This is a genomic window from Pseudomonas sp. GD03903 (assembly GCF_029840045.1).
Taxonomy (GTDB): Bacteria; Pseudomonadota; Gammaproteobacteria; order Pseudomonadales; family Pseudomonadaceae; genus Pseudomonas; species Pseudomonas pseudonitroreducens.
Genome location: NZ_JAOCBT010000007.1, coordinates 172,760 through 197,400, shown reverse-complemented (window position 1 = coordinate 197,400; position 24,641 = coordinate 172,760). Strand labels below are relative to the sequence as shown.

Genomic DNA, 24,641 nt, shown 5'->3' with positions numbered 1-24,641 from the left:
AGCGGCGATCTGTCCTACAGGGTAGACAGCGCCGGGCAAAGGAGGAAACCGTTTTGCAGGACGAGACCGCGCGATTCGAGCGATTTCGCCCCGCGCGGTCAATGTCACTGCAGAAATTCCGTCGCTCAGGCGGACCCGAACTGGCGGATACCGATCTCGTACATCTGCTCGAACTGCTGCGAAGGCATCGGCTTGGCGAACAGGTAGCCCTGCCCTTCGGTACAGCGTTCGGCGCGCAAACGGTCGCGCTGGGCGGAAGTTTCGATACCCTCGGCGATGGTTTCCAGGTCGAAGCTGCGGGCCATGTCGAGGATCGCGCGGATCACCGAAAGATCCTGCTGGGTCTCCAGCATGCCGATGACAAAGGTGCGGTCGATCTTGATGCGGCTCAGCGGGTAGGTCTTGAGCAGGCTGAGCGAGGCGTAGCCAGTGCCGAAATCGTCGAAGGCGATGCCTACCCCGTAGGAACGCAGGGTCTGCAGCGTACTGAGCACCGTGTCGTCATGATTGAGCACGATGTTCTCGGTGATCTCCAGCTCCAGCGCCTCCGCCGGCAAACCATGGCGTTCGAGTGCTTCCAGGACTTGCGTGACCAGGTTGCCCATGCGGAACTGCGCGCCGAACAGGTTGACGCCCATGCGCAGGTCAGGCGCACCGTTGCGCCGCCAGTAGGCCGCCTGGGCGCAGGCTTCATCCAGAATCCAGGCTCCGACTATGGCCGCCAGCGGCCCGCCTTCCAGCGACGGCAGGAACGCCGCCGGCGACAGCAGGCCGCGCTGCGGGTGCTGCCAGCGGATCAACGCCTCGACGCCGCGCAGGGAGCCGTCGCGCAGGCTCACCTGGGGCTGGTAGAACAGCACGAATTCGCCATTGGCTACCGCACGGTGCAGCTCCATGCCATAGAGGTGGCGCGCCGCCGCCTCCATCTTCAGCGCGGGGACGAACACGAAGGCATGGCTGCGCCCGCTGATCTTGGCCTTGAACAGGGCCAGATCGGCGTCACCGACCAGCTCCAGCGCTTCCTGGGCATGCAACGGCGCCAACGCCACGCCACAACTGGCGGCGACCCGCACCTCGTGGGCGTCAATGACGATGGGCTCGGCGATGCTGGCGATCACCGCCTGGGCGAAGCGCATGGCGTGCTCGGGCGAAAGCAGGTTCGGCTCGAGGATGGCGAATTCGTCGCCGCCGATCCGTGCCACCGTGGCGCCAGCGGTCGCCAGCCGGTCGAGCCGCGCGGCAACCTGCCGGAGAATGCCGTCGCCCACGGCGTGGCCGAGGGAGTCGTTGACGTCCTTGAAACCGTCCAGGTCGATCATCAGCACGGCCGCCGGCCGCGACTGCACCAGTACTTCCTCGGTGCTGCGATAGAACTGGCCACGGTTGGCCAACCCGGTGAGCACATCGACGCTGGCCAGTTGGCGCAGCGCTTCCTCTTCCTGCTGGCGAGAAGTGAGGTCCTTGAGCACGGCCTCGAACTTGAGCTTGCCCCGCTCGGACCAACTGAACAGGGTCAGGCCGAGGGAAAGCTCGGAGCCGTCCTTGCGCAGCCCGGTAATCTCCCCTGGCACGCTCATGCCGTCCAGGGACGTGGCGTCACTGGCGCTGCTGATCAGCGAGCGGAAGGACTGGCGACTGCGCTCGGGCAACAGCAGCTCGAAGGCCTGCCCGCAGCCTTCGACCAGGTCGTAGCCGAACAGATTGGCGGCGGCTTCGTTCCAGGCGACGATTTCGCCCCAGCAATCGAACCACACCACTGGCGTCGGCGAAGTACCGGCGTACTCTTCGAACAATGGGCGGGTGCGTGCCGAGGCCACCTCGATGCGCCGCAGCTCCAGGCGATCGGCAGCCATTCTCGCCAGCTCCTTGAGACGTTCGCAGTCGTCGCCGGAGAAGTCCTCGTGTGGCTGGCTATCGATGATGCACAGCGCACCCAGCGGCTGCCCCTCGACCGACAGCAGCGGCACCCCTGCATAGAAGCGCACGCCATTGGGCGCAGTCACCAGTGGATTGTCATGGAAACGCTCGTCGCGGCTGGCGTCGCCCACCACCATCACCTGTTCCTGGGTAATGGCATGGGCACAGAAGGACACGTCACGTCCCATGTCCACTTCACCGACACCTGTCGCGGCAGCGAAGAACACATGGTCACTGCCGATCATGTTCACCGCGGCAACCGGCATGCCGAACATGCGTACGGCAATCTGCACCACCGGGTCCAGGCTCGGCAGCATGCTTTCGTCGTCGAAACCGTAATCGGAGAGCGCCGTCAGGCGCTCGCTTTCGTTCGGCAACGTCACGGGACAGCGCATGGGGGAAACCTCCCTTTTTCCTCGTATCTCCCTTTACCGATCCGCTCAAGGATAGTAGCACTTTGGAAATTCAGGGCCGGCCCCCAGCCTGCGGGGGCCGGACGGTCACTTGCAACACTCCACGGTATAACGCCGCTCGCCGTCTACCTCGCGCACCTGCAGGCCATGGACATCCGAATCGAAGCCGGGGAAGTTGCGCTCGAAACTCTGGGCGAAGGCCAGGTAATCGAGTATGGAACGGGTGGATTCGGTGAACCGTTCGCCCGGCATGATCAGCGGGATTCCTGGCGGATATGGCACCAGCATCACCGCGGCAACGCGCCCTTCCAACCGATCGATAGGCACCGCCTCGACCTCTCCGCGCACCAGCTGTGCGTATGCGTCGGCCGGGCGTATGGCGATCTCCGGGAGCACCGTGTACATGCGCTTCATCGCCTTGGCCGTGGCGTGGTCGCGATAACAGCGATGCAGCTCATCGCACAGGTCGCGCAGGCCCATGCCGGCATACCGCGCGCCGCCTGCCTGGGCGACGCTGGGCAGAGCGTCCGCCAGCGGCTGGTTGGCATCGTAGCTGCGCTTGAACTCCAGCAACTCGGTGACCAGGGTGCTCCATTTGCCCTTGGTCACACCCATGGAAAACAGTACGAGGAAGGAATACAGCCCGGTCTTCTCCACCACCAGCCCGCGCTCCCAGAGGAAGCGGCTGACCACTGCGGCGGGAATCCCCCGAGAATCCAGCCGACCGCCAGCGGTCAGGCCCGGCGTAGCCAGGGTCACCTTGATCGGGTCGAGCAGGACATAGTCTTCCACTGCGTCGCCGAAACCGTGCCAGTCGGCATTGGGCTCCAGCACCCAGTCGCGGGTTTTCACTTCGTCGGTCCCCTCAACGCCCGGCGGCTGCCAGACGCAGAACCACCAGTCGTCCTCGGCGAGGTTCTGCTGCACGTTGGCCAGCGCCCGACGGAAGCTCAGGGCCTCGTCGAAAGTCTCCTGGATCAGCGAGCGCCCCGCCGGGCCCTCCATCATCGCCGAGGCCACGTCCAGCGAGGCGATGATGCCGTACTGCGGCGACGTGGAGATGTGCATCATGAAGGCTTCGTTGAAGCGCGCCTGCTCGAAGCGCCGGGAGCCTGCGTCCTGCACGTGGATCATCGAGGCCTGGCTGAACGCCGCGAGCATCTTGTGCGTGGAGTGCGTGGTGAACACCAGCGGGCCGCTGTCATCGCGGCGGGTACCCATGCCGTAGCGGCCTCGGTAGAACTCATGGAACGCCGCGTAGGCGTACCAAGCTTCGTCGAAATGCAGCACCTCGACGCTGTCGCCCAGGGCCTGCTTGATCATCTGCGCGTTGTAGCAGAGGCCGTCGTAGGTCGAATTGGTCACCACCGCCAGCCGCACCTTGGGCTCGCGGCCACGCGCCAGCGGGCTGGCCTCGATCTTCGCGGCGATGGACTCGCGGCTGAACTCCGAGAGCGGAATCGGCCCGATGATGCCCAGCTCATTGCGCTCCGGCGTCAGGTACAGCGGGATGGCACCGGTCATGATGATCGAATGGAGGATCGACTTGTGGCAGTTGCGGTCCACCAGCACCAGGTCGTCGCGGCAGACCATCGAATGCCAGACGATCTTGTTCGCCGTGGAGGTGCCATTGATCACGAAGAACGTGTGGTCGGCGCCGAAATTGCGCGCGGCGCGGGCCTCCGCCTCGGCCAGCGGACCGGTGTGATCGAGCAGCGAGCCCAGCTCGGGGACCGAGACGGAGAGGTCCGAACGCAGGGTGTTCTCCCCGAAGAACTGGTGGAAAGCCTGCCCCACCGGGCTCTTGCGATAGGCCACGCCGCCGCCATGGCCGGGCGTATGCCAGGAGTAGTTGGACTGCGCGGTGTGCTCCACCAGCGCACGGAAGAACGGCGGCAACAGGCCTTCAAGGTATTTGCGCGCGGCACGGCTGACCTGGCGCGCGAGAAACGGCACGGTGTCTTCGAACAGGTAGAGGATGCCGCGCAACTGGTGCAGGTCGGCCATGGACTCGGCTGGCGCGTTCTCGATAGTCATCTGCTCGCCCAGGGCGAAGATCGGCAACTGCGGCGCGCGAACCCGCGCCATGCGGATCAGCTCGACCACATCCTGCAGCAGGCGCTGGTTCTCCCCCGCCCCCTCGGCGGCGACCAGGATGCAGGCAAGGCCATGGTGGGTCGAGGCGACGATACGCCCCTCGGCAGAACTGGCGGTGGAGAGGATGCTGAAGCCATCCTGCTCCAGTTCCCGCGCGATATCCCGCACCCGGTCGCCGGCCACAGTATCGGCCTTGATGTCGCGGTGAACGATGAGGATGGGGAATTTTAGGTCTTTATACATTGTGAACCCCTGAAAAGACGTACGACTGGCGTCGATCCTCTTCAGAGTATGGACTCACGGAATGTAGGGGAATGCGCTGGACTGACGGCTGTACGAAAACGTCGCGTGGCTGACAGGAAAGGATCGTTCCGACCTGAACCAGCCCTACCCATGGCGAGCGCTCTGGCTCTGGCTCTTGACGACTTCCAGAGAAACACCCGCGCGCTCCGAACCGCCCCTTTCAGGAGGCCTCGTTGAATTGGAGTTTCAGGGGGGAGCGGCATGGATGCCGCGAGCGCTGCGATGGGCCAGGGATGGCCCTTCGCGGCGCGCCCCTGAAACTGCGATTCAACGAGGGAATTTTTCGCCTAAGCGAAAAACCGGATGGAGGGGCAAGACCTTTGCCTCCTTTGGGTGGGGCGGCCATCCGTCGTTTGCCAAAGGAGGTCGCCCGAGGGGGCGAAACAAGAAGTTCGCGCTCACGCCGAAGCGGCGCAGAACACCTAAACCCGAAGCATCGCGGACGGAGTCCGCTCCTACGAAAAACAAAAAGCCCCTGACAGGGGCCTTTTCCTCAGGCAGCGCGAAGGATCACTCCTTCGGTGCTTCCATCTGCGCCCACAGCGACGGGCCGCCAGCGGATTTCTCGATCACCGCCAGGCGCGCAATATGCGCCTCGATCTCCGCATCGGTGGCGCGGATCACTCGCGTCAGCCCACGCTCGGCTGCCAGGCGACGGATCGCCGACGCCGTGGCGCGGCCGCTGCCGTCACCTTCGGCGCCATTGCCGGCCAGCGACAGGCTGGTCTGGCCACCGGTCATCGCCAGGTAGACGTCGGCAAGAATCTCGGCGTCGAGCAATGCGCCGTGGAGATCACGACCGGAGTTGTCGACGCCATAGCGCTTGCACAGGGCATCGAGGTTGTTGCGCTGGCCCGGATGGCGCTCGCGGGCCATCAGCAGGGTATCGAGGATGCCGCAGTAATCGGCGACGTCCGCGCGCTCGGTCTGCCCCAGCAAGGCGAACTCGTTGTTGATGAAGCCAACGTCGAACGCCGCGTTGTGGATGATCAGTTGAGCACCCTTGATGAACTCGAAGAAGTCATCCGCCACCTCGCGGAAGCGCGGCATGTCCTTGACGTATTCGTTGGTGATGCCGTGGACGGCGATCGCGCCTTCGTCGATCTCGCGGTCGGGCTGCAGGTAGACGTGGAAATGCCGGCCGGTGAGGCGACGGCCTTCGAGTTCGACGCAACCGATCTCGATGATCCGGTGGCCGTCGGTGACCGGCATACCGGTCGTTTCAGTATCGAGTACGACGCTGCGCATTCTGTGTGAAACCTTCTTGCGGTTGATTCGCCCGGGCTGAGCCGGACGAGCTTTATGCTGATAACTGGGCGCTTAGCGCGGCAGTTCGCTCACGCCACGGTTGGCGAGCATGTCGGCGCGCTCGTTGCCGGGGTGGCCGGTGTGGCCGCGGACCCAGCGCCATTCGACAGTATGCCGGTTCACCTGCTCGTCCAGCGCCTGCCACAGGTCGGCATTCTTCACCGGCTGCTTGGCGGCGGTCTTCCAGCCGCGCTTCTTCCAGTTGACCATCCACTCGGTGATGCCCTGCATGACGTACTGCGAGTCGGTGACGATACGCACGTCGCAATGCCGCTTGAGCGCGGCAAGGGCCATGATGGCGGCCATCAGTTCCATGCGGTTGTTGGTGGTTTCGGCCTCGCCGCCCCACAGTTCGCGCTCGGCGCCCTTGTAGAACAGCACGGCGCCCCAGCCCCCCGGACCCGGGTTGCCCTTGCAGGCGCCGTCGGTATAGATCTCGACTTTCTCTTCGCTCATTTGGCTCGCTTTCAGGACTCGGAATCGCGGCGACTGACCTTGGCCACCGGCAGCGGCACCAGTTGGCCGCGCGGCTCGCGACGGGGCTGACGCAGCGGTCGCAGGCCGACCACCAGCTTGCGCGCCACCAATAGATAGAAGCCGGCGCCGGAGCCCTGCAGGACGGGCCCCCAGGTCTCCATGCGGGCCAGACGGCCCTGCCATTTCGCCGATGCAAGCGGCGGACGATAACACCCGAAGCGACGTTTCTCCAGCGCGAAGCCCAGCAGGTTGAGCCAGTCGCAGACCCGGTTCGGCGAGATGCAGCGCGCGCGGCGCAAGGCGTCGCGGGCGAAGAAGTGGCGGATGCCCCAGGCGCTCCGGGGATTCACCCCGACCACCAGCAGGTGCCCGCCCGGCCGCACGCTGCGCGCGGCTTCGCGCAGCAGGCGATGCGGCGACAGGCAGAAATCCAGGCCGTGCTGCAGCAGTACCACGTCGGCGGCATGCTCGCCCAGCGGCCAGGCCGCCTCGTCACAGGCGATCTCGACGCCCGGCAGTGGCGGCCCGAGGCGCACCCCGCGCTGGATGTTGCCGACACTTGCCGGCAGCTCCGCATGCGGCCCGTAATGCACCAGGTAGCCACCAAAATAGCGCTCCAGTTCGTCGATCAGCAGCCGCTGTTCTTCGGCGAGCATCATTCCGCCGATCGGCCCGGACAACCAATGGCGAGCCTGGTCGATCAGCTCCAGCCAGTCGGCATCGGCCTGGGCGAAGGGTTCTTCGATCATCACTACCCCCTGTGGGAGAGCGCGACACAAAAGTGTGTATCCGCACTACTATGCGCCAATGCCCACTACTTGGCGACTTTCCACCCATGATACAGATAGACGCTCTGCCCGCCTTTTCCGATAACTACCTCTGGCTGTTGCAGGATGTGACCCGCCGTGAATGCGCGGTGGTCGATCCGGGTGACGCCGAACCGGTCGAGCAATGGCTGCAGGCCCATCCCGGCTGGAAGCTGACCGACATCCTCGTTACCCACCACCACGCCGATCACGTTGGCGGCGTCGCCCGCCTCAAGGCCGCAACCGGCGCCCGCGTGCTGGGCCCGGCCGGCGAAAAGATTCCAGCGCGTGATGTGGCCCTGGAGGACGGCGACCGCGTCGAGGTGCTGGGCCTGGACTTCGAGGTCATCCACGTTCCCGGCCATACCCTCGGCCATATCGCCTACTTCGGCGAAAACCACGGGCAGCCGCTGCTGTTCTGCGGCGACACGCTGTTCGCCGGCGGCTGCGGCCGCCTGTTCGAAGGCACGCCGGCGCAAATGCATGCCTCGCTGAGCCGGCTCTCCGCCCTGCCCGCTCCTACCGCCGTGTACTGTGCCCACGAATACACGCTGAGCAACTTGCGCTTTGCTTGCGCGGTCGAGCCGGAGAATCCCGAAGTCCTGGCGCGTTTCGACAGCGTCAGCCGCTGGCGCGAACAGGGGAAGATCAGCCTTCCTTCTTCCATTGCCCTGGAACGAGCGACGAATCCTTTCCTTCGCGTGTCGGAAACATCCGTTAAGAAAATGGCCGACGAGCGGAGCGGCCAGCAAATCCGCACGCCAGAAGAGGTCTTTGCGACCATTCGCCGCTGGAAGGACCAGTTCTGAGGCCTGGCGAAATCTTGACCAGGGCAGGCTCGGTTTCTAGAATCGCCGAAATTTTTGCCCCGGACAAAGTCATCAGCCAATGCCGCCCAAGACCAGAAACACCTCCGATCTAGACGCATTGGCACGAGCCATCCGAGTCTCCATTGTCCTTCTCGCGGCAGGCCTGGCGGGCTGTCAGTCGACCAGCCAGGTAGCCAGCAACGGTCCGACGCGCAGCGTCTCCCGCGCTGTCGACGTGCAGTTCAATCCAGCCTGGAACCAGGCCCAGAACGATATCTGGGACCGCATGCGTGGCGGCTTCCAACTGCAGGACCAGCTCAATACCAATCCGCGTATCGAGCGCCAGCGCCTGTGGTTCATGAGCAACCAGTCGTTCCTGGAAAACGCCAGCGAGCGCGGCGCACCGTACATGCACTACGTCGTCGAGCGCCTGGAAGAGCGCGACATGCCGCTGGAATTGGCGCTGTTGCCGATGATCGAGAGCTCGTACAACCCGATGGCCGTGTCGCGCGCCCAGGCCGTGGGCCTATGGCAGTTCATCCCGAGCACCGGCACGCACTTCAACCTGCGCCAGACCAACTTCTATGACGGTCGTCGCGATATCACCGCGTCAACCAACGCAGCGCTGACCTACCTGACCCGCCTGCACGACATGTTCAATGGCGACTGGCTGCTCGCGCTGGCTGCCTACAATGCCGGCGAAGGTACTGTCAGCCGCGCGATCGAACGCAACGAGCGCCTCGGCCTGCCCACCGACTACTGGAACCTGCCGCTGCCGCAGGAGACCCAGGACTACGTACCCAAGCTCCTGGCGCTGTCGCAACTGGTGAACGCTCCGACCATCTACGGCATCAACCTCAGCCCGATCGCCAACCAGCCCTACTTCACCTCGATCCGCGTCAAGCCGGGCCTGGACCTCTCCCAGGTTGCCGCTGCGGGGGACCTGGACCAGGACGAACTGCAGCAGCTCAACCCCGCGTTCAAGCGTGGTGTGACCCTGGATGGCCCGCATCACCTGCTGGTGCCCCTGTCCAAGGCCGACTCCCTCAAGGCCGGCGTCGCGAACCTGGAGCCAGTACAGGTAAAACCCCTGGTCGCCTCGAGCAATGGCCGCTATCGCGTACGCAAGGGCGACAGCCTGCACAGCATCGCCCAGCGCTACCGCCTGAGCGTGGCCGAGCTCAAGGCCGCCAACCGCCTGAGCGCCAACCGCCTGCGCAATGGCCAGACCCTGATCATCCCCGGCCAGCCCGGCCGTCCGACCATCGAGCCGGAGAGTCCGCGTCAACTGGCCCAGGTGGAAAGTTCGAAAACCATCGCCAGCGCCCGCGTCGCGACTCGCAGCTATACCGTGAAGAATGGCGACACGCTGTGGAACATCGCCAAGAAGAACGGCGTCGAGGTCGCCGACCTCAAGCGCTGGAACGGCCTGGACAACCACGGCGTCAAGCCCGGCCAGACCCTCAAGCTGCAAAGCGCAGCAGCCACCCAACTGGCCTCCAGCAGCAAGAGCAAGTCCAAGCAGGACACCGCGACCTACTACAAGGTCAAGCAAGGCGATTCGATGTACCTGATCGCCAAGCGCTTCAACGTCGAGATGCAGCACATCAAGCGTTGGAACCCGCGCAGCGGCAAGGCCCTGAAGCCGGGCCAGACCATCACCCTGTACCTCGATACCGCCAGCCGCTGAGTTTTACCTTGCACCGGGGCGCACTGCCCCGGCCGCATGACTTCTGGCAGCAGGGACAAGCTGCTACTGTACGACGCTAACCCCTTCAGCCAGCCGGGATCGGATCCTACGCCTGATGCGTCGCTTGTCTCTCCTGCTCCTGGGACTCTTCCTGGGCCTCCCCGCCTCCGCCCAGATCACCGAGAGCCACGGCTACGCCCAGTTCGGCGACCTCAAGTACCCGTCCAGCTTCGACCACTTCGACTGGGTCAACCCCAAGGCCCCCAAGGGCGGCCTGTTGCGGCTGATGGGCATGGGTACCTTCGACACCCTCAACCCCTACACCTTCAAGGGCAGCCCGCCGATCAGCACCGCGGACTTCCTGCAGTACGGCATCAGCGAGCTGAACGAGCCGCTGATGGTCGGCACCGGCCTGTATGACCCTTCCGGAGACGAACCGGCCTCCAGCTACGGCCTGATCGCGCGCAGCGTGGAGTACGCCGAGGACCGCAGCTGGGTGGTATTCAACCTGCGCCCGGAAGCACGCTTCCATGATGGCAGGCCGATCACCGCCTATGACGTCGCCTTCTCCTATCGCACGCTGCTGCACCATGGGCATCCGATGTACCGCACCAACCTGCAGGACGTGCAGCGGGTCGACATCCTCTCGCCGCAGAGCATTCGCTTCGTCTTCAAGCGCCACGACAACCCGCTGCTGATCCTGCGCCTGGGCGAGATGCCGGTGCTGCCGCAACACTACTGGAAAGGCCGCGATTTCCAGGCCACCACCTTCGAGCCGCCCCTGGGCAGTGGCCCATACCGCATCACCGAAGTAGTGCCGGGGCGCCGCCTGGTGTTCGAGCGGGTCAGGGACTGGTGGGGCAAGGACCTGCCAGTGAATCGCGGCAAGTACAATTTCGACCGCGTCGAGGTGGACTTCTACCGCGACGCCGGTATCGCCTTCGAGGCCTTCAAGGCCGGCGAGTTCGACATCTACATCGAGCACCAGGCGAAGAACTGGCGCAGCAACTATCGCTTCCCGGCCGTTCGCCGCGGCGACGTGGTGAAGGTGGAAATCCCCCACCAGATCCCCACCCAGACCCAGGCGCTGTTCCTCAACACCCGCCGAGCGACCTTCGCCGATCGCCGCCTGCGCGAGGCGCTGGGGATGATGTTCGACTTCGAGTGGACCAATCGTGCGCTGTTCAACGATGCCTACGTGCGCGCCAGCAGCTATTACCCCAACAGCACCCTTGCGGCCACCGGTGTACCGCAGGGCCAGGAGTGGCTGCTGCTCTCGCCGTATCGTTCACAGCTGCCCGAAGCGCTGTTCAAGCGCCCCTTCACCGTCCCGGTGACCAAGGGCGTCGGCATCCCGCGGGAAACCCTGCGCCACGCTTTGGGTCTATTGGCCGACGCCGGCTGGAAGCTCTCAGGCGACCGCCTGCTGGACGCCAACGGCAAGCAACTGCGCTTCGAGATTCTGCTGGTCAACCCCAGCCTGGAACGTATTCTCCAGCCGTACCGCGAGAACCTCGCCAGCATCGGTATCGATGCGAGCTTGCGCACCGTGGACCGGGCCCAGTACAAACAGCGTCTGGACCAGTTCGACTACGACATGATTCTGATGACCTTGCCCCAGACCCTGAGCCCCGGCCTCGAACAATGGCAGTACTTCCACTCCAGCCAGGTGGCGGTGAAGGGCAGCAAGAACTACGCGGGCATCGCCAACCCGGTGGTCGACGCGATGCTCGAGAAACTCCTCGGCGCCACCAACCGCGACCAGCAGGAAGCAGCGGCACGCGCCCTGGACCGGGTACTGCTGTGGCAGCACTACAGCATTCCCAACTGGTACCTGAACAAACACCGGCTGGCGTACCGTAACCGCTTCGCCTTCGTCACCACGCCGCCCTATACGCTGGGTCTGCGTGCGTGGTGGCAAAAAGACCAGGAGAAAACCCTATGAAAAGCCCCCGCCGTGCCGCGCTCTGCGCCGGTCTGCTGCTGGGACTGCTGGGCAGTGCGCAGGCCGCGCCGCAGCACGCCATCACTCTGTATGACGAAGCGCCGAAGTACCCGGCGAACTTCAAGCACTTCGACTTCGTCAATCCCGATGCGCCCAAGGGCGGCACACTGCGCCTCTCCGACTTCGGCGGTTTCGACAGCCTCAACCCCTTCATCGCCAAGGGCAACTCCGCCCCGCAGATCAACCTGATCTACGACACCCTCACCTTCCACTCCCTCGACGAGCCCTTCACCGAATACGGCCTGCTCGCCGAGAAGATCGAGAAGGACCCGGAACATCGTTTCGTCCGCTACTACCTGCGCCCCGAGGCGCGCTTCCAGGACGGCACGCCGGTCACCGCCGAAGACGTGGTGTTCACCTTCGAGACGCTGATGAAGGACGGCGACCCGATGTACCGCAACTACTACGCGGACGTCGACAAGGTGGTGGCCGAGGACAAGCTGCGCGTGCGCTTCGACTTCAAGCACGGCGACAACCGCGAGTTGCCGCTGATCCTTGGCCAGCTGTCGATCCTGCCCAAGCACTGGTGGGCCAGCCGCGACTTCAACAAGACCAACATGGAGCCGCCGCTGGGCAGCGGTCCTTACCGTATCGCCAAGGTCGAGGCGGGACGCTCGATCCGCTACGAGAAGGTCAAGGACTGGTGGGGCGACAAGCTGCCGGTGAACCGCGGCTTCAACAACTTCGACGCGGTGGTGGTGGAGTCCTACCGAGACCTCACCGTCGCCCTGGAGGCCTTCAAGGCCGGCCAATTCGACTTCAACGACGAGCGCATCGCGAAGAACTGGGCGACTGCCTACGACTCGCCTGCCGTGCGCGACGGCCGCATCGTCCGCGAGGAACCGGTGAACGGTAACCCGTGGGGCATGCAGGCCTACGCCTTCAACATCCGCCGCCCGGTGTTCCAGGACCCGCGCGTGCGCGAAGCGATCACCAACCTGTTCGACTTCGAGTGGACCAACAAACAGTTGTTCTTCGGCTCCTACCTGCGCGACGGCAGCTACTTCGAGAACTCGGAGATGGCTGCCAAGGAGCTGCCTGATGCCGAGGAGCTGAAGATTCTCGAGCCGCTGCGCGACAAGCTGCCGCCGCAGGTCTTCACCCAGGTCTACGTGCCGCCCACCAGCGACGGCAGCGGCATCATCCGCGAGCAGAAGCGCAAGGCCTACCAACTGCTGCTGGAGGCCGGCTACAAGATCGAGAACGACAAGATGGTCGGCCCTGACGGCAAGCAGCTGAGCTTCGAGTTCATGCTCGCCCAGGCCGACTTCGAGCGCGTGCTGCTGCCCTTCAAGCGCAACCTTGCCGAGCTGGGCATCGACATGCAGCTGCGCCGCGTCGACGTCTCGCAGTACATCAATCGCCTGCGCTCGCGGGACTACGACATGATCGTCAGCAGCTGGCCGCAGTCCAGTTCGCCGGGCAATGAGCAGCGCGAGTTCTGGCACTCCAGCAGCGCCGACAAGCCCGGCAGCCGCAACTTCATCGGCTTGCGCGACCCGGGCATCGACGCCCTGGTCGAAGGCCTGATCAACGCCGGCTCCCGCGAAAGCCTGGTGCGCCACGCCCGCGCACTCGACCGCGCGCTGCTCTGGGGCCACTACGTGGTGCCCAACTGGTACCTCGGCAACTGGCGCATCGCCTACTGGAACCGCATCGCCCACCCGGAAAAGCTGCCGCCCTACAGCTACGCCCTGCAAACCTGGTGGCAGGCCCGCGACAAGGCCATCCCCACCAGGACGGATGCCAAGGCCGCGAACGCCTCCCCCGCTGACGGTACCGTCGCCCAAGGGGCCGAGTGATGCTTGCCTACATCCTGCGGCGCCTGCTGCTGATCATCCCCACCCTGTTCGGCATTCTGCTGATCAACTTCATCATCATCCAGGCCGCCCCCGGCGGCCCGGTGGAACAGATGATCGCCAAGCTGGAAGGTTTCGATGCCGCCAGCGGCGGCGCCACCGGGCGCATCTCCGGCGGCGGCGGTGAAGTCGCCTCCGCTGGCACGCACTACCGCGGCGCCCAGGGCCTGGACCCGGAGCTGGTGAAGGAAATCGAGAAGATGTACGGCTTCGACAAGCCGGCGCCCGAACGCTTCTGGATCATGCTGAAGAACTACGTGCACCTGGACTTCGGCCAGAGCTTCTTTCGCGACGCCAAGGTCACCGACCTGATCGTCGAGAAGCTGCCGGTCTCCATCTCCCTGGGGCTGTGGAGCACGCTGATCATGTACCTGGTGTCGATCCCGCTGGGCATCGCCAAGGCGGTTCGCCACGGCAGCCATTTCGACGTCTGGACCAGCTCGGCGATCATCGTCGGCTACGCGATTCCCGCTTTCCTCTTCGCCATCCTGCTGGTGGTGCTGTTCGCCGGCGGCAGCTACTGGGACTGGTTCCCGTTACGAGGACTGACCTCCAACAACTTCGACGAACTGACCTGGGCCGGCAAGGTCCGCGACTACTTCTGGCACCTGGCGCTGCCCATCACCGCCCTGGTGATCGGCAACTTCGCCACCATCACCCTGCTGACCAAGAACAGCTTCCTCGACGAAATCGGCAAGCAGTACGTGGTCACCGCCCGCGCCAAGGGCCTGACCGAACGCCGCGTGCTCTACGGCCACGTGTTCCGCAACGCCATGCTGCTGATCATCGCCGGCCTGCCCTCGGCCCTGCTGGGCATCTTCTTCACCGGCTCGCTGCTGATCGAGGTGATCTTCTCCCTCGACGGCCTGGGCCTGCTCAGCTTCGAGGCGGCGCTGAACCGCGACTACCCGGTAGTGTTCGGCACGCTGTTCATCTTCACCCTGTTCGGCCTGATCATGAAGCTGGTCAGCGACGTCCTCTACACGCTGGTCGATCCGCGCATCGACTTCGAGAACCGGGAGTAATCCGATGCGCCTGTCTCCCATCAATCTGCGCCGCTGGGCGCGCTTCAAGGCCAACAAGCGTGGCTGGTGGTCGCTCTGGCTGTTCCTCACGCTGTTCATCCTCAGCCTGGGCGCCGAGCTGATCGCCAACGACAAGCCCCTGGCGATCCACTACGACGGCCAGTGGTACTTCCCGGTGGTCAAGCGCTATCCGGAAACCGCCTTCGGCGGCGAGTTCCCCATGGAGGCCAACTACAAGAGCCCGTACATGCGCGAGCAGATCGCGCAGAAGGACGGCTGGATCCTCTGGCCGCCAATCGCCTACAGCTACGACACCATCAACTATGACCTGCGGGTACCGGCGCCTTCCGCGCCCACCGCGGAGAACTGGCTGGGCACCGACGACCAGGCGCGCGACGTGATGGCGCGGGTGATCTACGGCTTCCGTGTGTCGGTCCTGTTCGCCCTGATCCTCACGGTGCTCAGCTCCATCGTCGGCGTCGCCGTGGGCGCGCTACAAGGCTTCTACGGTGGCTGGATCGACCTGCTCGGCCAGCGCTTCCTGGAAATCTGGTCGGGCCTGCCGGTGCTCTACCTGCTGATCATCCTCGCCAGCTTCGTCCAGCCGAGCTTCTGGTGGCTACTGGGAATCATGCTGCTGTTCTCCTGGATGAGCCTGGTGGACGTGGTGCGCGCCGAATTCCTCCGTGGCCGCAACCTGGAATACGTGCGCGCGGCGCGCGCCCTGGGCATGCGCAACGGCGCAATCATGTTCCGCCACATCCTGCCCAACGCGATGATCTCCACCCTGACCTTCATGCCCTTCATCCTCACCGGCGCGATCGGCACCCTGACCTCCCTGGACTTCCTCGGCTTCGGCCTGCCCGCCGGCGCTCCGTCGCTGGGTGAACTGGTCGCCCAGGGCAAGTCCAACCTGCAGGCGCCCTGGCTGGGCATCACCGCCTTCGTGGTACTGGCCGTGATGCTGAGCCTGCTGGTGTTCATCGGCGAAGCCGCCCGCGACGCCTTCGACCCGAGGAAGTGACATGAGCCAGAACGAGAACCTCATCGAAGTCCGCGACCTATCCGTCGATTTCCTCTGCGGCGACGAACAGGTGCGCGCGGTGGAACACATCAGCTTCGACATCCGCAAGGGCGAGACCCTGGCACTGGTGGGCGAAAGCGGCTCCGGCAAATCGGTGACCGCGCACTCCATCCTGCGCCTGCTGCCCTACCCCACTGCCAGTCATCCTTCTGGCAGCATCCACTACGCCGGCAAGGACCTGCTCAAGCTGCCCGAGCGCAAGCTGCGCGGCATCCGCGGCAACCGCATCGCCATGGTGTTCCAGGAACCCATGACCTCGCTGAACCCGCTGCACAGCATCGAGAAGCAGATCGGTGAAGTATTGGCGCTGCACAAGGGCATGAACGGCGCCCAGGCGCGCGCGCGCACGCTGGAGTTGCTGGAGCTGGTGGGCATCCCCAACCCGGCCAGCCGCCTCAAGGCCTACCCGCACGAGCTTTCCGGCGGCCAGCGGCAACGGGTGATGATTGCCATGGCCCTGGCCTGCGAACCGGAACTGCTGATCGCCGACGAACCGACCACGGCGCTGGACGTCACCGTGCAGCTGAAGATCCTCGACCTGCTGCGCGAACTGCAGCAGCGCCTGGGCATGGCCATGCTGCTGATCACCCACGACCTCAACCTGGTGCGGCGCATCGCCCATCGCGTCTGCGTGATGAAACGCGGCTGCATCGTCGAGCAGGCCGATTGCGAAGCCCTCTTCGAGGCCCCCCAGCACCCCTACACGCGCGAATTGCTCGGAGCCGAGCCCAGTGGTACCCCCGCACAGAACGAGCCAGGAGCGCCCTTGCTGGAGGTCAACGATCTGCGCGTGTGGTTCCCGATCAAGAAAGGCGTGTTCCGCAAGACCGTCGATCACGTCAAGGCCGTGGACGGCATCGGCTTCAGCCTGCCGCGTGGCCAGACTCTGGGCATCGTCGGCGAAAGCGGCTCCGGCAAGTCGACCCTTGGCCTGGCCATCCTGCGCCTGATCAACAGCCAGGGCGGCATCCGCTTCGAAGGCCAGGCCATCGAAGGCATGAACCAGGCGGAAGTCAGGCCCCTGCGCCGCGAGATGCAGGTAGTCTTCCAGGACCCGTTCGGCAGTCTCAGCCCGCGCATGTCGGTAGGCCAGATCGTCGGCGAGGGCCTGGATATCCATGGCATGGGCACAGCCGAGGAGCGCGAACAGGCGATCATCGAGGCGCTCAGGGAAGTCGGGCTCGACCCTGATACCCGCCACCGCTACCCCCACGAGTTCTCCGGGGGCCAGAGACAGCGCATCGCCATCGCCCGCGCACTGGTGCTCAAGCCGGCATTGATCCTGCTGGACGAACCAACCTCGGCCCTGGACCGCACCGTGCAGCGCCAGGTGGTCGAGTTGCTGCGCGGCCTGCAGGCCAAGTACAACCTGACCTATCTGTTCATCAGCCACGACCTGGCGGTGGTGAAAGCCCTCAGCCACCAGTTGATGGTGATCCGCCACGGCAAGGTGGTCGAACAGGGCATGGCCGAGGACGTCTTCGCCGCGCCACAGCATGCGTACACCCAACAGCTGCTGGAAGCTGCCTTCATGGTGCCCACGCAAGCCTGAGCCAGCAGCAGAAAAGGAAGCAACGAGCATGGGATTTCTCAGCGGTAAGCGGGTACTGATCGTCGGCGTCGCCAGCAAGCTGTCCATCGCCTCCGGAATCGCCGCGGCGATGCATCGCGAAGGCGCCGAACTGGCCTTCACCTACCAGAACGACAAGCTCAAGGGCCGCGTAGAGGAATTCGCCGCCGGCTGGGGCTCGCGGGCCGAGCTGTGCTTCCCTTGCGACGTCGCCAGCGACACGGACATCGAGGCCGTATTCGCCGCGCTGGCGAAGCACTGGGACGGCCTGGACTGCATCGTCCACTCGGTGGGTTTCGCGCCGGGCGACCAGTTGGACGGCGACTTCACCGAAGTCACCACCCGCGAGGGCTTTCGCATCGCCCACGACATCAGTGCCTACAGCTTCGTCGCCCTGGCCAGGGCTGGCCGCGAGCTGATGCAGGGCCGCAACGGCAGCCTGCTGACCCTCTCCTACCTGGGCGCCGAGCGTACGCTGCCCAACTACAACGTCATGGGCATGGCCAAGGCCAGCCTGGAAGCCGGCGTGCGCTACCTGGCCGGCAGCCTCGGCCCGGAGGGCACTCGGGTCAATGCCATCTCCGCTGGCCCCATTCGTACGCTCGCCGCCTCAGGCATCAAGAGCTTTCGCAAGATGCTCACCGCCAACGAGCGCCAGACACCGCTAAGGCGCAACGTGACCATCGAGGAAGTCGGCAACGCCGGCGCCTTCCTCTGCTCGGACCTGGCCAGCGGCATCAGCGGCGAGATCCTCTACGTCGATGGTGGCTTCAACACCACGGCGATGGGTCCGCTCAGCGACGACTGAGGCTTTGCTCCAGGCAAAGAAAAAGGCCGCGAATGCGGCCTTTTTCTTTTACCGGATAAAACGAGGGCCGCTTGCGCGGCCCCGGTCTCTTACTTCTTGGCTTCGTCGAATTTCTCGACTTTCGCCTGATCCTGCAAGTAACGGCGGAAGGCAGAGAAATCATCCTGGCCGCTACGCGAGGCGAGGAAGCGCTGGTACATCGCCTTCTCTTCCTCGGTCGGCTTGGCTTCCGGCTCGCTCACACCGCTGAGCTTGACCAGCACGAAGTCGCCATTCTGCAGCGCGACACCACCCAAGCTGGGCTTGTCGGCACCTTCCGGTCGGGCCATGCGGAACACGCTCTGCAGCACGACCGGATCGACACCTTCCTGACCACGGGCGGCAGCTTCCACGACCTTCCACTGCTGACCTTCCTGGGCCTGGTTCGGCGCGATCTTGCCATCACGCAGGCCAGCCAGCAGGGCTTCGCCGCGAGTCTTGGCATCGGCGGCCGCGTGCTCGACCTGCAGACGCTTGAGGATGCTGGCACTCACCTGCTCCAGGGTTTCCTGTTGCGGCTTGTGGTGCTCCTTCACGCGCAGCACGACGACGGTGTCCGGATCCAGTTCGATGGCGCCGCTGTTGGCACCCTCCTCCAGCACTTCCGGGCTGAACGCGGACTGGATGACCTGACGATTGGCAGTCACGCCCTCACCGCCTTCCTTGCCGAACGGCTTGCTGGTCTGCACCTTCAGGCCCATGTCCTGAGCCGGCTGAGCCAGATCGGAGGCCTCGTAGGCGGAGCTTTCCAGCTGCTTGGTAGCGTCGACGAAGCGCTGCTCGACCAGTTGGGTCTTGGCTTCATGCTCCAGCTTGGCCTTCAGGCTGTCGAAGGTCGGAACCTCCGGCGCTTCGACGCCCAGCAACTTGATCAGGTGCCAGCCGTAGGAAGTCTTCACCGGAGCAGAGACTTCGCCCTTCTTCAGCGCATACAGCGACTCTTCGAAGGCCGGGTCATACACGCCACGACCGGCGAAGCCGAGGTCACCACCGTTGGCGGCGGAGCCGGTGTCGTTGGACAGCTCCTTGGCCAGCTTGGCGAAGTCTTCGCCCTTGTCCAGGCGCGCCTTGATCTCATCGATCTTGGCCTTGGCCTGCTGGTCGTTCTGCTTGTCGTTGACCTCGATCAGAATGTGCGCGGCATCGCGCTGCTCGGCCAGGCCGGCGATTTCCTTCTGATAAAGGGCATCCAGGTCTTCCTTCTTCACCTCGACCTGATCGAAGAAAGCGGACTTCTTCAGCTCGACGTAGTCGATGGTGACCTGCTCAGGCGTCATGAATTCGGCGCTGTGGGCGTCGTAGTACGCCTTGATCTCGCTGTCCTCGACCTTGCTCTTGGCCGGATCGGCCTTGAGGGTCAGGGTGGCGAAATCGCGCGTCTGCTTCTCCAGGCGAGCGAAGGCATTCAGCTCATCGTCGGTGACGAAGCCGGTGCCGGCGATGCCGGCGCGCAGCTGACCGATCAGCATTTCCTCACCGAACATACGGCGGAACTGCATGCGGTCGTAGCCCATCTGGCGGATGACCTGATCGAAGCGGTCGGCGCTGAATTTGCCGTCCACCTGGAATTCAGGAGTCGACAGAATCATCTGATCCAGCGCCTGCTGGGAGAAGGCGAACTTGTCGTTCTGGGCGGCCTGCAGGACCAGCTTGCGCTCGATGAGCGACTTCAGCGCGGATTCCTTGAGCAGCTTGTCGTCGAGCATGGACGAATCGAAGTCCTTGCCCAGGCGCTGCATCAGCTGGCGACGCTGCATGTCTGCAGCCTGCTGCAGTTCCGGCAGACCAATGTCTTCACCGTTGACCTGAGCAGCGACGTTCTCGTGGTGGGTTGCGCGAATGATCTGATCGAACCCGGTCAAAGCCATGAGGACAACGATCACGCCCAGGATGGTCTTGGTGATCCAGCCTTGGGAATTGTCCCTGATGTTTTGCAGCATGCGGCCCCCGACGCGGCCACGGCCCACCGTCAATGGCGGCGCGGCGTGGAAAAAAAAGCGGATATAAGAAAGGCGCATCCGAGGATGCGCCTTCTCGTAACTGGTGGAGCTTGCGGGCATTGAGCCCGTGACCCCTGATGATTCCAACCGACCTACGCCAGCCGGGTCATCGCTCCGTGACCGATCCAACCAAGGTTGAACCGGTCCAGGTCAAGTCCAAAAAGACGCTTAGTTGACAGCGTCCTTGAGGGCTTTACCGGCCTTGAAGCCCGGGATCTTAGCAGCAGCGATCTTGATCGGCTTGCCGGTTTGCGGGTTGCGGCCAGTGCGAGCAGCACGCTCTTTGACAGCGAAGGTGCCGAAGCCGACCAGTACGACGGAGTCACCAGCCTTCAGGGCGCCAGTTACGGACTCGATCACCGCGTCCAGAGCGCGACCGGCAACAGCTTTCGGGATATCAGCAGATGCGGCGATAGCATCGATCAGTTCCGACTTGTTCACTCTAAGTCCCCTTATTTCTGTTGAGTATGTTTCTATGTGTTAGGTGTAAGCAAAAGCAGGTGCTGGTTTGCCAACTGACAAAGCAAGTGCCGCTTTATAACAAGGGCTCAAAAACAGTGTCAAGAAAGCCCCCCAACTAATGCGTGCTGATTCGCTCCTTGGAATCAGACTCGCGCTTCTCATCCTTTGCAACCATCTCGGGAGCCGCATCGGGCAAGGGCTCCGGGGCGTATTGCAGCGCAATTTGCAGGACCTCGTCAATCCATTTAACCGGTTTAATAACGAGATCGGCCTTAATATTATCCGGAATTTCCCTAAGATCTCGTACGTTTTCCTCGGGAATGATCACAGTCTTGATTCCACCCCGGTGTGCAGCCAGAAGTTTTTCCTTCAGGCCACCAATGGCCAGCACCTGACCCCGCAGGGTGATCTCGCCGGTCATGGCAACGTCGGCGCGAACGGGAATCTGGGTGATCGCCGAGACCAGCGCCGTGCACATGCCAATGCCCGCGCTAGGGCCGTCCTTGGGCGTCGCGCCTTCCGGCACATGGATGTGGATATCGTGCTTCTCATGGAAGTCCGCAGCGATGCCCAGGCTCTTCGAACGGCTACGAACCACAGTCAGCGCGGCGGTAATGGACTCTGCCATGACATCGCCCAGCGAGCCGGTCTTGATCAGTGCGCCCTTGCCGGGAACCATGGCTGATTCGATAGTCAGCAGTTCGCCGCCCACCTGGGTCCAGGCGAGGCCGGTAACCTGGCCGATCTGGTCCTGTTGCTCGGCCAGGCCGTAGCGGAACTTGCGCACACCCAGGTAGTTCTCCAGCGAATCCGGAGTCACCACTGCGTCGATGCGCTTGGACTTGCCGCCATCCTTGACCGCCTTGCGGCAGACCTTGGCAATCTGGCGCTCCAGGCTCCGCACACCGGCTTCGCGGGTGTAATAGCGGATGATGTCACGGGTAGCCGCTTCCTCGAAGACCAGCTCGCCCTTCTTGAGACCATTGGCCGCAGTCTGTTTCGGCACAAGATATTTCGAAGCGATGTTGATCTTCTCGTCTTCGGTGTAGCCCGGCAGACGGATGACTTCCATGCGGTCCAGCAGCGGTGCCGGAATGTTCATGGAGTTCGCCGTGCAGAGGAACATCACGTCGGAGAGGTCGTAGTCGACTTCGAGGTAGTGGTCGTTGAAGTTGTGATTCTGCTCCGGATCGAGCACCTCCAGCAGCGCCGAGGCGGGGTCGCCACGCATGTCGCTACCCATCTTGTCGATCTCGTCCAGCAGGAACAGCGGGTTGCGCACGCCGACCTTGGTCATCTTCTGGATCAGACGACCGGGCATGGAACCAATGTAGGTACGACGGTGACCGCGAATCTCGGCCTCGTCACGCACGCCGCCCAGCGCCATGCGCACGAACTTGCGGTTGGTCGCGCGGGCGATGGACTCGGCCAGCGAGGTCTTGCCTACGCCGGGCGGGCCAACCAGGCAGAGCACCGGGCCCTTGAGCTTCTTCACGCGCTTCTGCACGGCGAGGTACTCAAGGATGCGCTCCTTGACCTCTTCCAGACCGTAGTGGTCCGCATCGAGGATGTCCTCGGCCTTGTCCAGGTCGTGGCGCACCTTGCTCTCGGCCTTCCACGGCACGTTGACCAGCCAGTCGATGTAGGAGCGCACCACGGTCGCCTCGGCGGACATCGGCGACATCTGCTTGAGCTTGTTCAGCTCGGCAGTGGCCTTGGCCAGGGCTTCCTTGGTCAGGCCAGCGGCGTCGATGCGCTTCTTCAGCTCCTCGACTTCGTTGTGGCCCTCGTCGATATCACCCAGTTCTTTCTGGATGGCCTTCATCTGCTCGTTGAGGTAGTACTCACGCTGGCTACGCTCCATCTGCTTCTTCACGCGGCCACGGATGCGCTTCTCGACCTGCAGCAGGTCGATTTCGGCATCCAGCATGGCCAGCACGTGCTCGACGCGGGCAGACAGTTCGGTGATCTCGAGGATCTCCTGCTTCTGCTCGATCTTCAGCGCCATGTGGGCAGCCATGGTATCCACCAGGCGGCCGGGCTCGTCGATGCTGTTGAGCGAGGACAGGACTTCGGCGGGGACTTTCTTGCCCAACTGTACATACTGCTCGAACTGGCTGAGCAGGCTGCGAGTGAAGACCTCGGACTCACGCTCGCCGACGGAAGCCTCGTCAATGATCGAAACTTCGGCGCGGCAGTAAGCTTCCTCGTCGATGAAACGCTCTACCTGGCCGCGCTGCTCGCCTTCGACCAACACTTTGACAGTGCCATCGGGCAGCTTCAGCAGTTGCAGGACGGTGGCCACGGTACCCATGCGGTACAGGCCTTCCGCACCGGGATCATCGTCGGCCGGATTCTTCTGCGCCAGCAACAGGATCTGCTTGTCACTGGTCATGGCGGCCTCGAGGGCCTCGATGGATTTCTCACGTCCCACGAACAGCGGGATGACCATGTGCGGATACACCACTACGTCACGCAGGGGCAGCAGGGGCAACTCGACGAGTGTTTTCATGATATTCGGCTCTACAGCGGCACTTGGCCAAAACGATGGGATTGGACCCTTCGGCCTAAGATGGGGTTAGGGCTGGGAAAAAACAAGCGCGGTAGATGGGAAGAAAAAAGGGGCCCTAGGGCCCCTTCTGGTTTCAGGCGTCAGGTGCAGCCTTGGCCGGCTGCTCGCTGTTCTCGTAGATCAGCAGCGGCTGGGAGGTACCTTCGATGACACTTTCGTCGATGACCACCTTGCTCACGTCGTTCTGCGAGGGGATCTCGTACATGGTGTCGAGCAGTATGCCTTCGAGGATCGAACGCAGGCCACGGGCACCGGTCTTGCGCTCCAGCGCGCGACGGGCAACAGCCTTGAGCGCGTCCGGGCGGAACTCGAGGTCCACGCCTTCCATTTCGAAGAGCTTTGCGTACTGCTTGGTCAGCGCGTTCTTCGGCTCGGTCAGAATCTGCATCAGTGCAGGTTCGTCCAGCTCGTCGAGAGTCGCGATGATCGGCAGGCGACCGACGAATTCGGGGATCAGACCGAATTTCACCAGATCTTCCGGCTCGACCTCTCGCAGCGCCTCGCCGACCTTCTTGCCCGCTTCCTGGCTGCGAACTTCGGCATTGAAGCCGATGCCACCCTTGGTGGAACGGTTCTGGATGACCTTTTCCAGGCCAGCGAACGCGCCACCGCAGATGAACAGGATGTTGCGGGTGTCGACCTGCAGGAATTCCTGTTGCGGATGCTTGCGGCCGCCCTGCGGCGGTACGGAAGCCACAGTGCCTTCGATCAGCTTCAGCAGTGCCTGCTGAACGCCTTCGCCGGACACGTCGCGGGTGATCGACGGGTTGTCAGATTTGCGCGAGATCTTGTCGATTTCGTCGATATAGACGATGCCCATCTGGGCTTTCTCGACATCGTAATCGCACTTCTGCAGCAGCTTCTGGATGATGTTCTCGACGTCCTCGCCCACGTAGCCAGCCTCGGTGAGGGTGGTGGCATCGGCGATGGTGAAGGGAACATTGAGCAGGCGCGCCAGGGTCTCGGCGAGCAGGGTCTTGCCCGAGCCGGTGGGCCCGATCAGCAGGATGTTGCTCTTGCCCAGCTCGACGTCATCCTTGCGCTCGCGCTGATTCAGGCGCTTGTAGTGGTTGTACACCGCTACTGCCAGGGTTTTCTTGGCACGTTCCTGGCCGATCACGTACTGATCGAGGATGGTGCGGATCTCTTTCGGCGCCGGAAGCTTGTGCGCACTGCTCTCTGCCTGTGCTTCCTGCACCTCCTCACGGATGATGTCATTGCACAGGTCGACGCACTCGTCGCAGATAAAGACCGAGGGGCCGGCAATCAACTTGCGCACTTCGTGCTGGCTCTTGCCGCAGAAGGAGCAATACAGCAGCTTGCCGTTGTCCTCGCCGTTGCGGGTGTCAGTCATTCGATCGTTCCAATCGGGGATATACGTGAAGGACAAGATGAAG

17 protein-coding genes are annotated in these 24,641 nt (G+C 63.6%); 8 read left to right on the top strand and 9 right to left on the bottom strand.

What is annotated here, in order from left to right:
- Positions 1-125: 125 nt before the first annotated feature.
- From N5C91_RS13670 to N5C91_RS13650, 5 genes are all read right to left on the bottom strand, one after another.
- Complete coding sequence (locus N5C91_RS13670; RefSeq protein ID WP_279830112.1) at positions 126-2,312, bottom strand: EAL domain-containing protein; 2,187 nt, start codon at positions 2,310-2,312, stop codon at positions 126-128.
- A 105-nt stretch (positions 2,313-2,417) separates the two neighbouring features.
- Positions 2,418-4,670 (bottom strand): arginine/lysine/ornithine decarboxylase, encoded by a 2,253-nt coding sequence (locus tag N5C91_RS13665; RefSeq protein WP_236175157.1) that lies wholly within the window; start codon positions 4,668-4,670, stop codon positions 2,418-2,420.
- Between the two features lie 570 nt (positions 4,671-5,240).
- Positions 5,241-5,978, bottom strand: coding sequence for a DNA polymerase III subunit epsilon (gene dnaQ, locus N5C91_RS13660; protein ID WP_236199756.1), 738 nt, complete (start codon positions 5,976-5,978; stop codon positions 5,241-5,243).
- Between the two features lie 72 nt (positions 5,979-6,050).
- Positions 6,051-6,494 carry a ribonuclease HI gene (gene rnhA / locus N5C91_RS13655; protein ID WP_024763291.1) on the bottom strand — a complete coding sequence of 148 codons (444 nt, stop codon included), beginning with the start codon at positions 6,492-6,494 and terminating at the stop codon, positions 6,051-6,053.
- A gap of 11 nt (positions 6,495-6,505) precedes the next feature.
- A complete protein-coding gene (locus N5C91_RS13650) occupies positions 6,506-7,261 on the bottom strand; it encodes a methyltransferase domain-containing protein (protein ID WP_236175196.1) in 756 nt (251 codons plus the stop codon).
- An 89-nt stretch (positions 7,262-7,350) separates the two neighbouring features.
- Between N5C91_RS13650 and gloB the strand changes: the two genes are divergently transcribed.
- The 8 genes from gloB (at position 7,351) to fabI (ending at position 18,171) form a co-directional block, all read left to right on the top strand.
- Entirely contained in the window at positions 7,351-8,130 is a 780-nt protein-coding gene (gloB, locus tag N5C91_RS13645) for a hydroxyacylglutathione hydrolase (RefSeq protein WP_279830190.1), read from the top strand.
- Positions 8,131-8,209: 79 nt separating this feature from the next.
- Positions 8,210-9,820, top strand: a complete 1,611-nt coding sequence (locus N5C91_RS13640; protein WP_236175159.1) for a LysM peptidoglycan-binding domain-containing protein — start codon at positions 8,210-8,212, stop codon at positions 9,818-9,820.
- Positions 9,821-9,935: 115 nt separating this feature from the next.
- Complete coding sequence (locus N5C91_RS13635) at positions 9,936-11,765, top strand: extracellular solute-binding protein (protein ID WP_279830111.1); 1,830 nt, start codon at positions 9,936-9,938, stop codon at positions 11,763-11,765.
- Positions 11,762-13,627 carry an extracellular solute-binding protein gene (locus tag N5C91_RS13630; RefSeq protein ID WP_279830110.1) on the top strand — a complete coding sequence of 622 codons (1,866 nt, stop codon included), beginning with the start codon at positions 11,762-11,764 and terminating at the stop codon, positions 13,625-13,627. The genes N5C91_RS13635 and N5C91_RS13630 overlap by 4 nt, the downstream gene beginning before the upstream one ends.
- Entirely contained in the window at positions 13,627-14,709 is a 1,083-nt protein-coding gene (locus N5C91_RS13625; RefSeq protein ID WP_236199752.1) for a microcin C ABC transporter permease YejB, read from the top strand. The genes N5C91_RS13630 and N5C91_RS13625 overlap by 1 nt, the downstream gene beginning before the upstream one ends.
- Before the next feature lie 4 nt (positions 14,710-14,713).
- Positions 14,714-15,733 (top strand): ABC transporter permease, encoded by a 1,020-nt coding sequence (locus N5C91_RS13620; RefSeq protein WP_236175163.1) that lies wholly within the window; start codon positions 14,714-14,716, stop codon positions 15,731-15,733.
- A gap of 1 nt (position 15,734) precedes the next feature.
- Entirely contained in the window at positions 15,735-17,345 is a 1,611-nt protein-coding gene (locus N5C91_RS13615; RefSeq protein WP_236199750.1) for an ABC transporter ATP-binding protein, read from the top strand.
- Positions 17,346-17,373: 28 nt separating this feature from the next.
- Positions 17,374-18,171, top strand: coding sequence for an enoyl-ACP reductase FabI (fabI, locus tag N5C91_RS13610; RefSeq protein ID WP_279830109.1), 798 nt, complete (start codon positions 17,374-17,376; stop codon positions 18,169-18,171).
- An 89-nt stretch (positions 18,172-18,260) separates the two neighbouring features.
- Here fabI and N5C91_RS13605 read toward each other — a convergent pair whose 3' ends face one another.
- The 4 genes from N5C91_RS13605 to clpX form a co-directional block, all read right to left on the bottom strand.
- Positions 18,261-20,150, bottom strand: coding sequence for a SurA N-terminal domain-containing protein (locus tag N5C91_RS13605; protein ID WP_236175166.1), 1,890 nt, complete (start codon positions 20,148-20,150; stop codon positions 18,261-18,263).
- Between the two features lie 228 nt (positions 20,151-20,378).
- Complete coding sequence (gene hupB, locus N5C91_RS13600) at positions 20,379-20,651, bottom strand: nucleoid-associated protein HU-beta (protein WP_003087931.1); 273 nt, start codon at positions 20,649-20,651, stop codon at positions 20,379-20,381.
- 136 nt (positions 20,652-20,787) lie between these two features.
- The gene (lon, locus tag N5C91_RS13595) at positions 20,788-23,184 is read right to left on the bottom strand and encodes an endopeptidase La (protein ID WP_279830108.1); all 2,397 of its coding nucleotides are present in this window, start codon (positions 23,182-23,184) and stop codon (positions 20,788-20,790) included.
- A gap of 133 nt (positions 23,185-23,317) precedes the next feature.
- Positions 23,318-24,598, bottom strand: a complete 1,281-nt coding sequence (gene clpX, locus N5C91_RS13590; RefSeq protein WP_236175168.1) for an ATP-dependent Clp protease ATP-binding subunit ClpX — start codon at positions 24,596-24,598, stop codon at positions 23,318-23,320.
- Between the last annotated feature and the right edge of the window lie 43 nt (positions 24,599-24,641).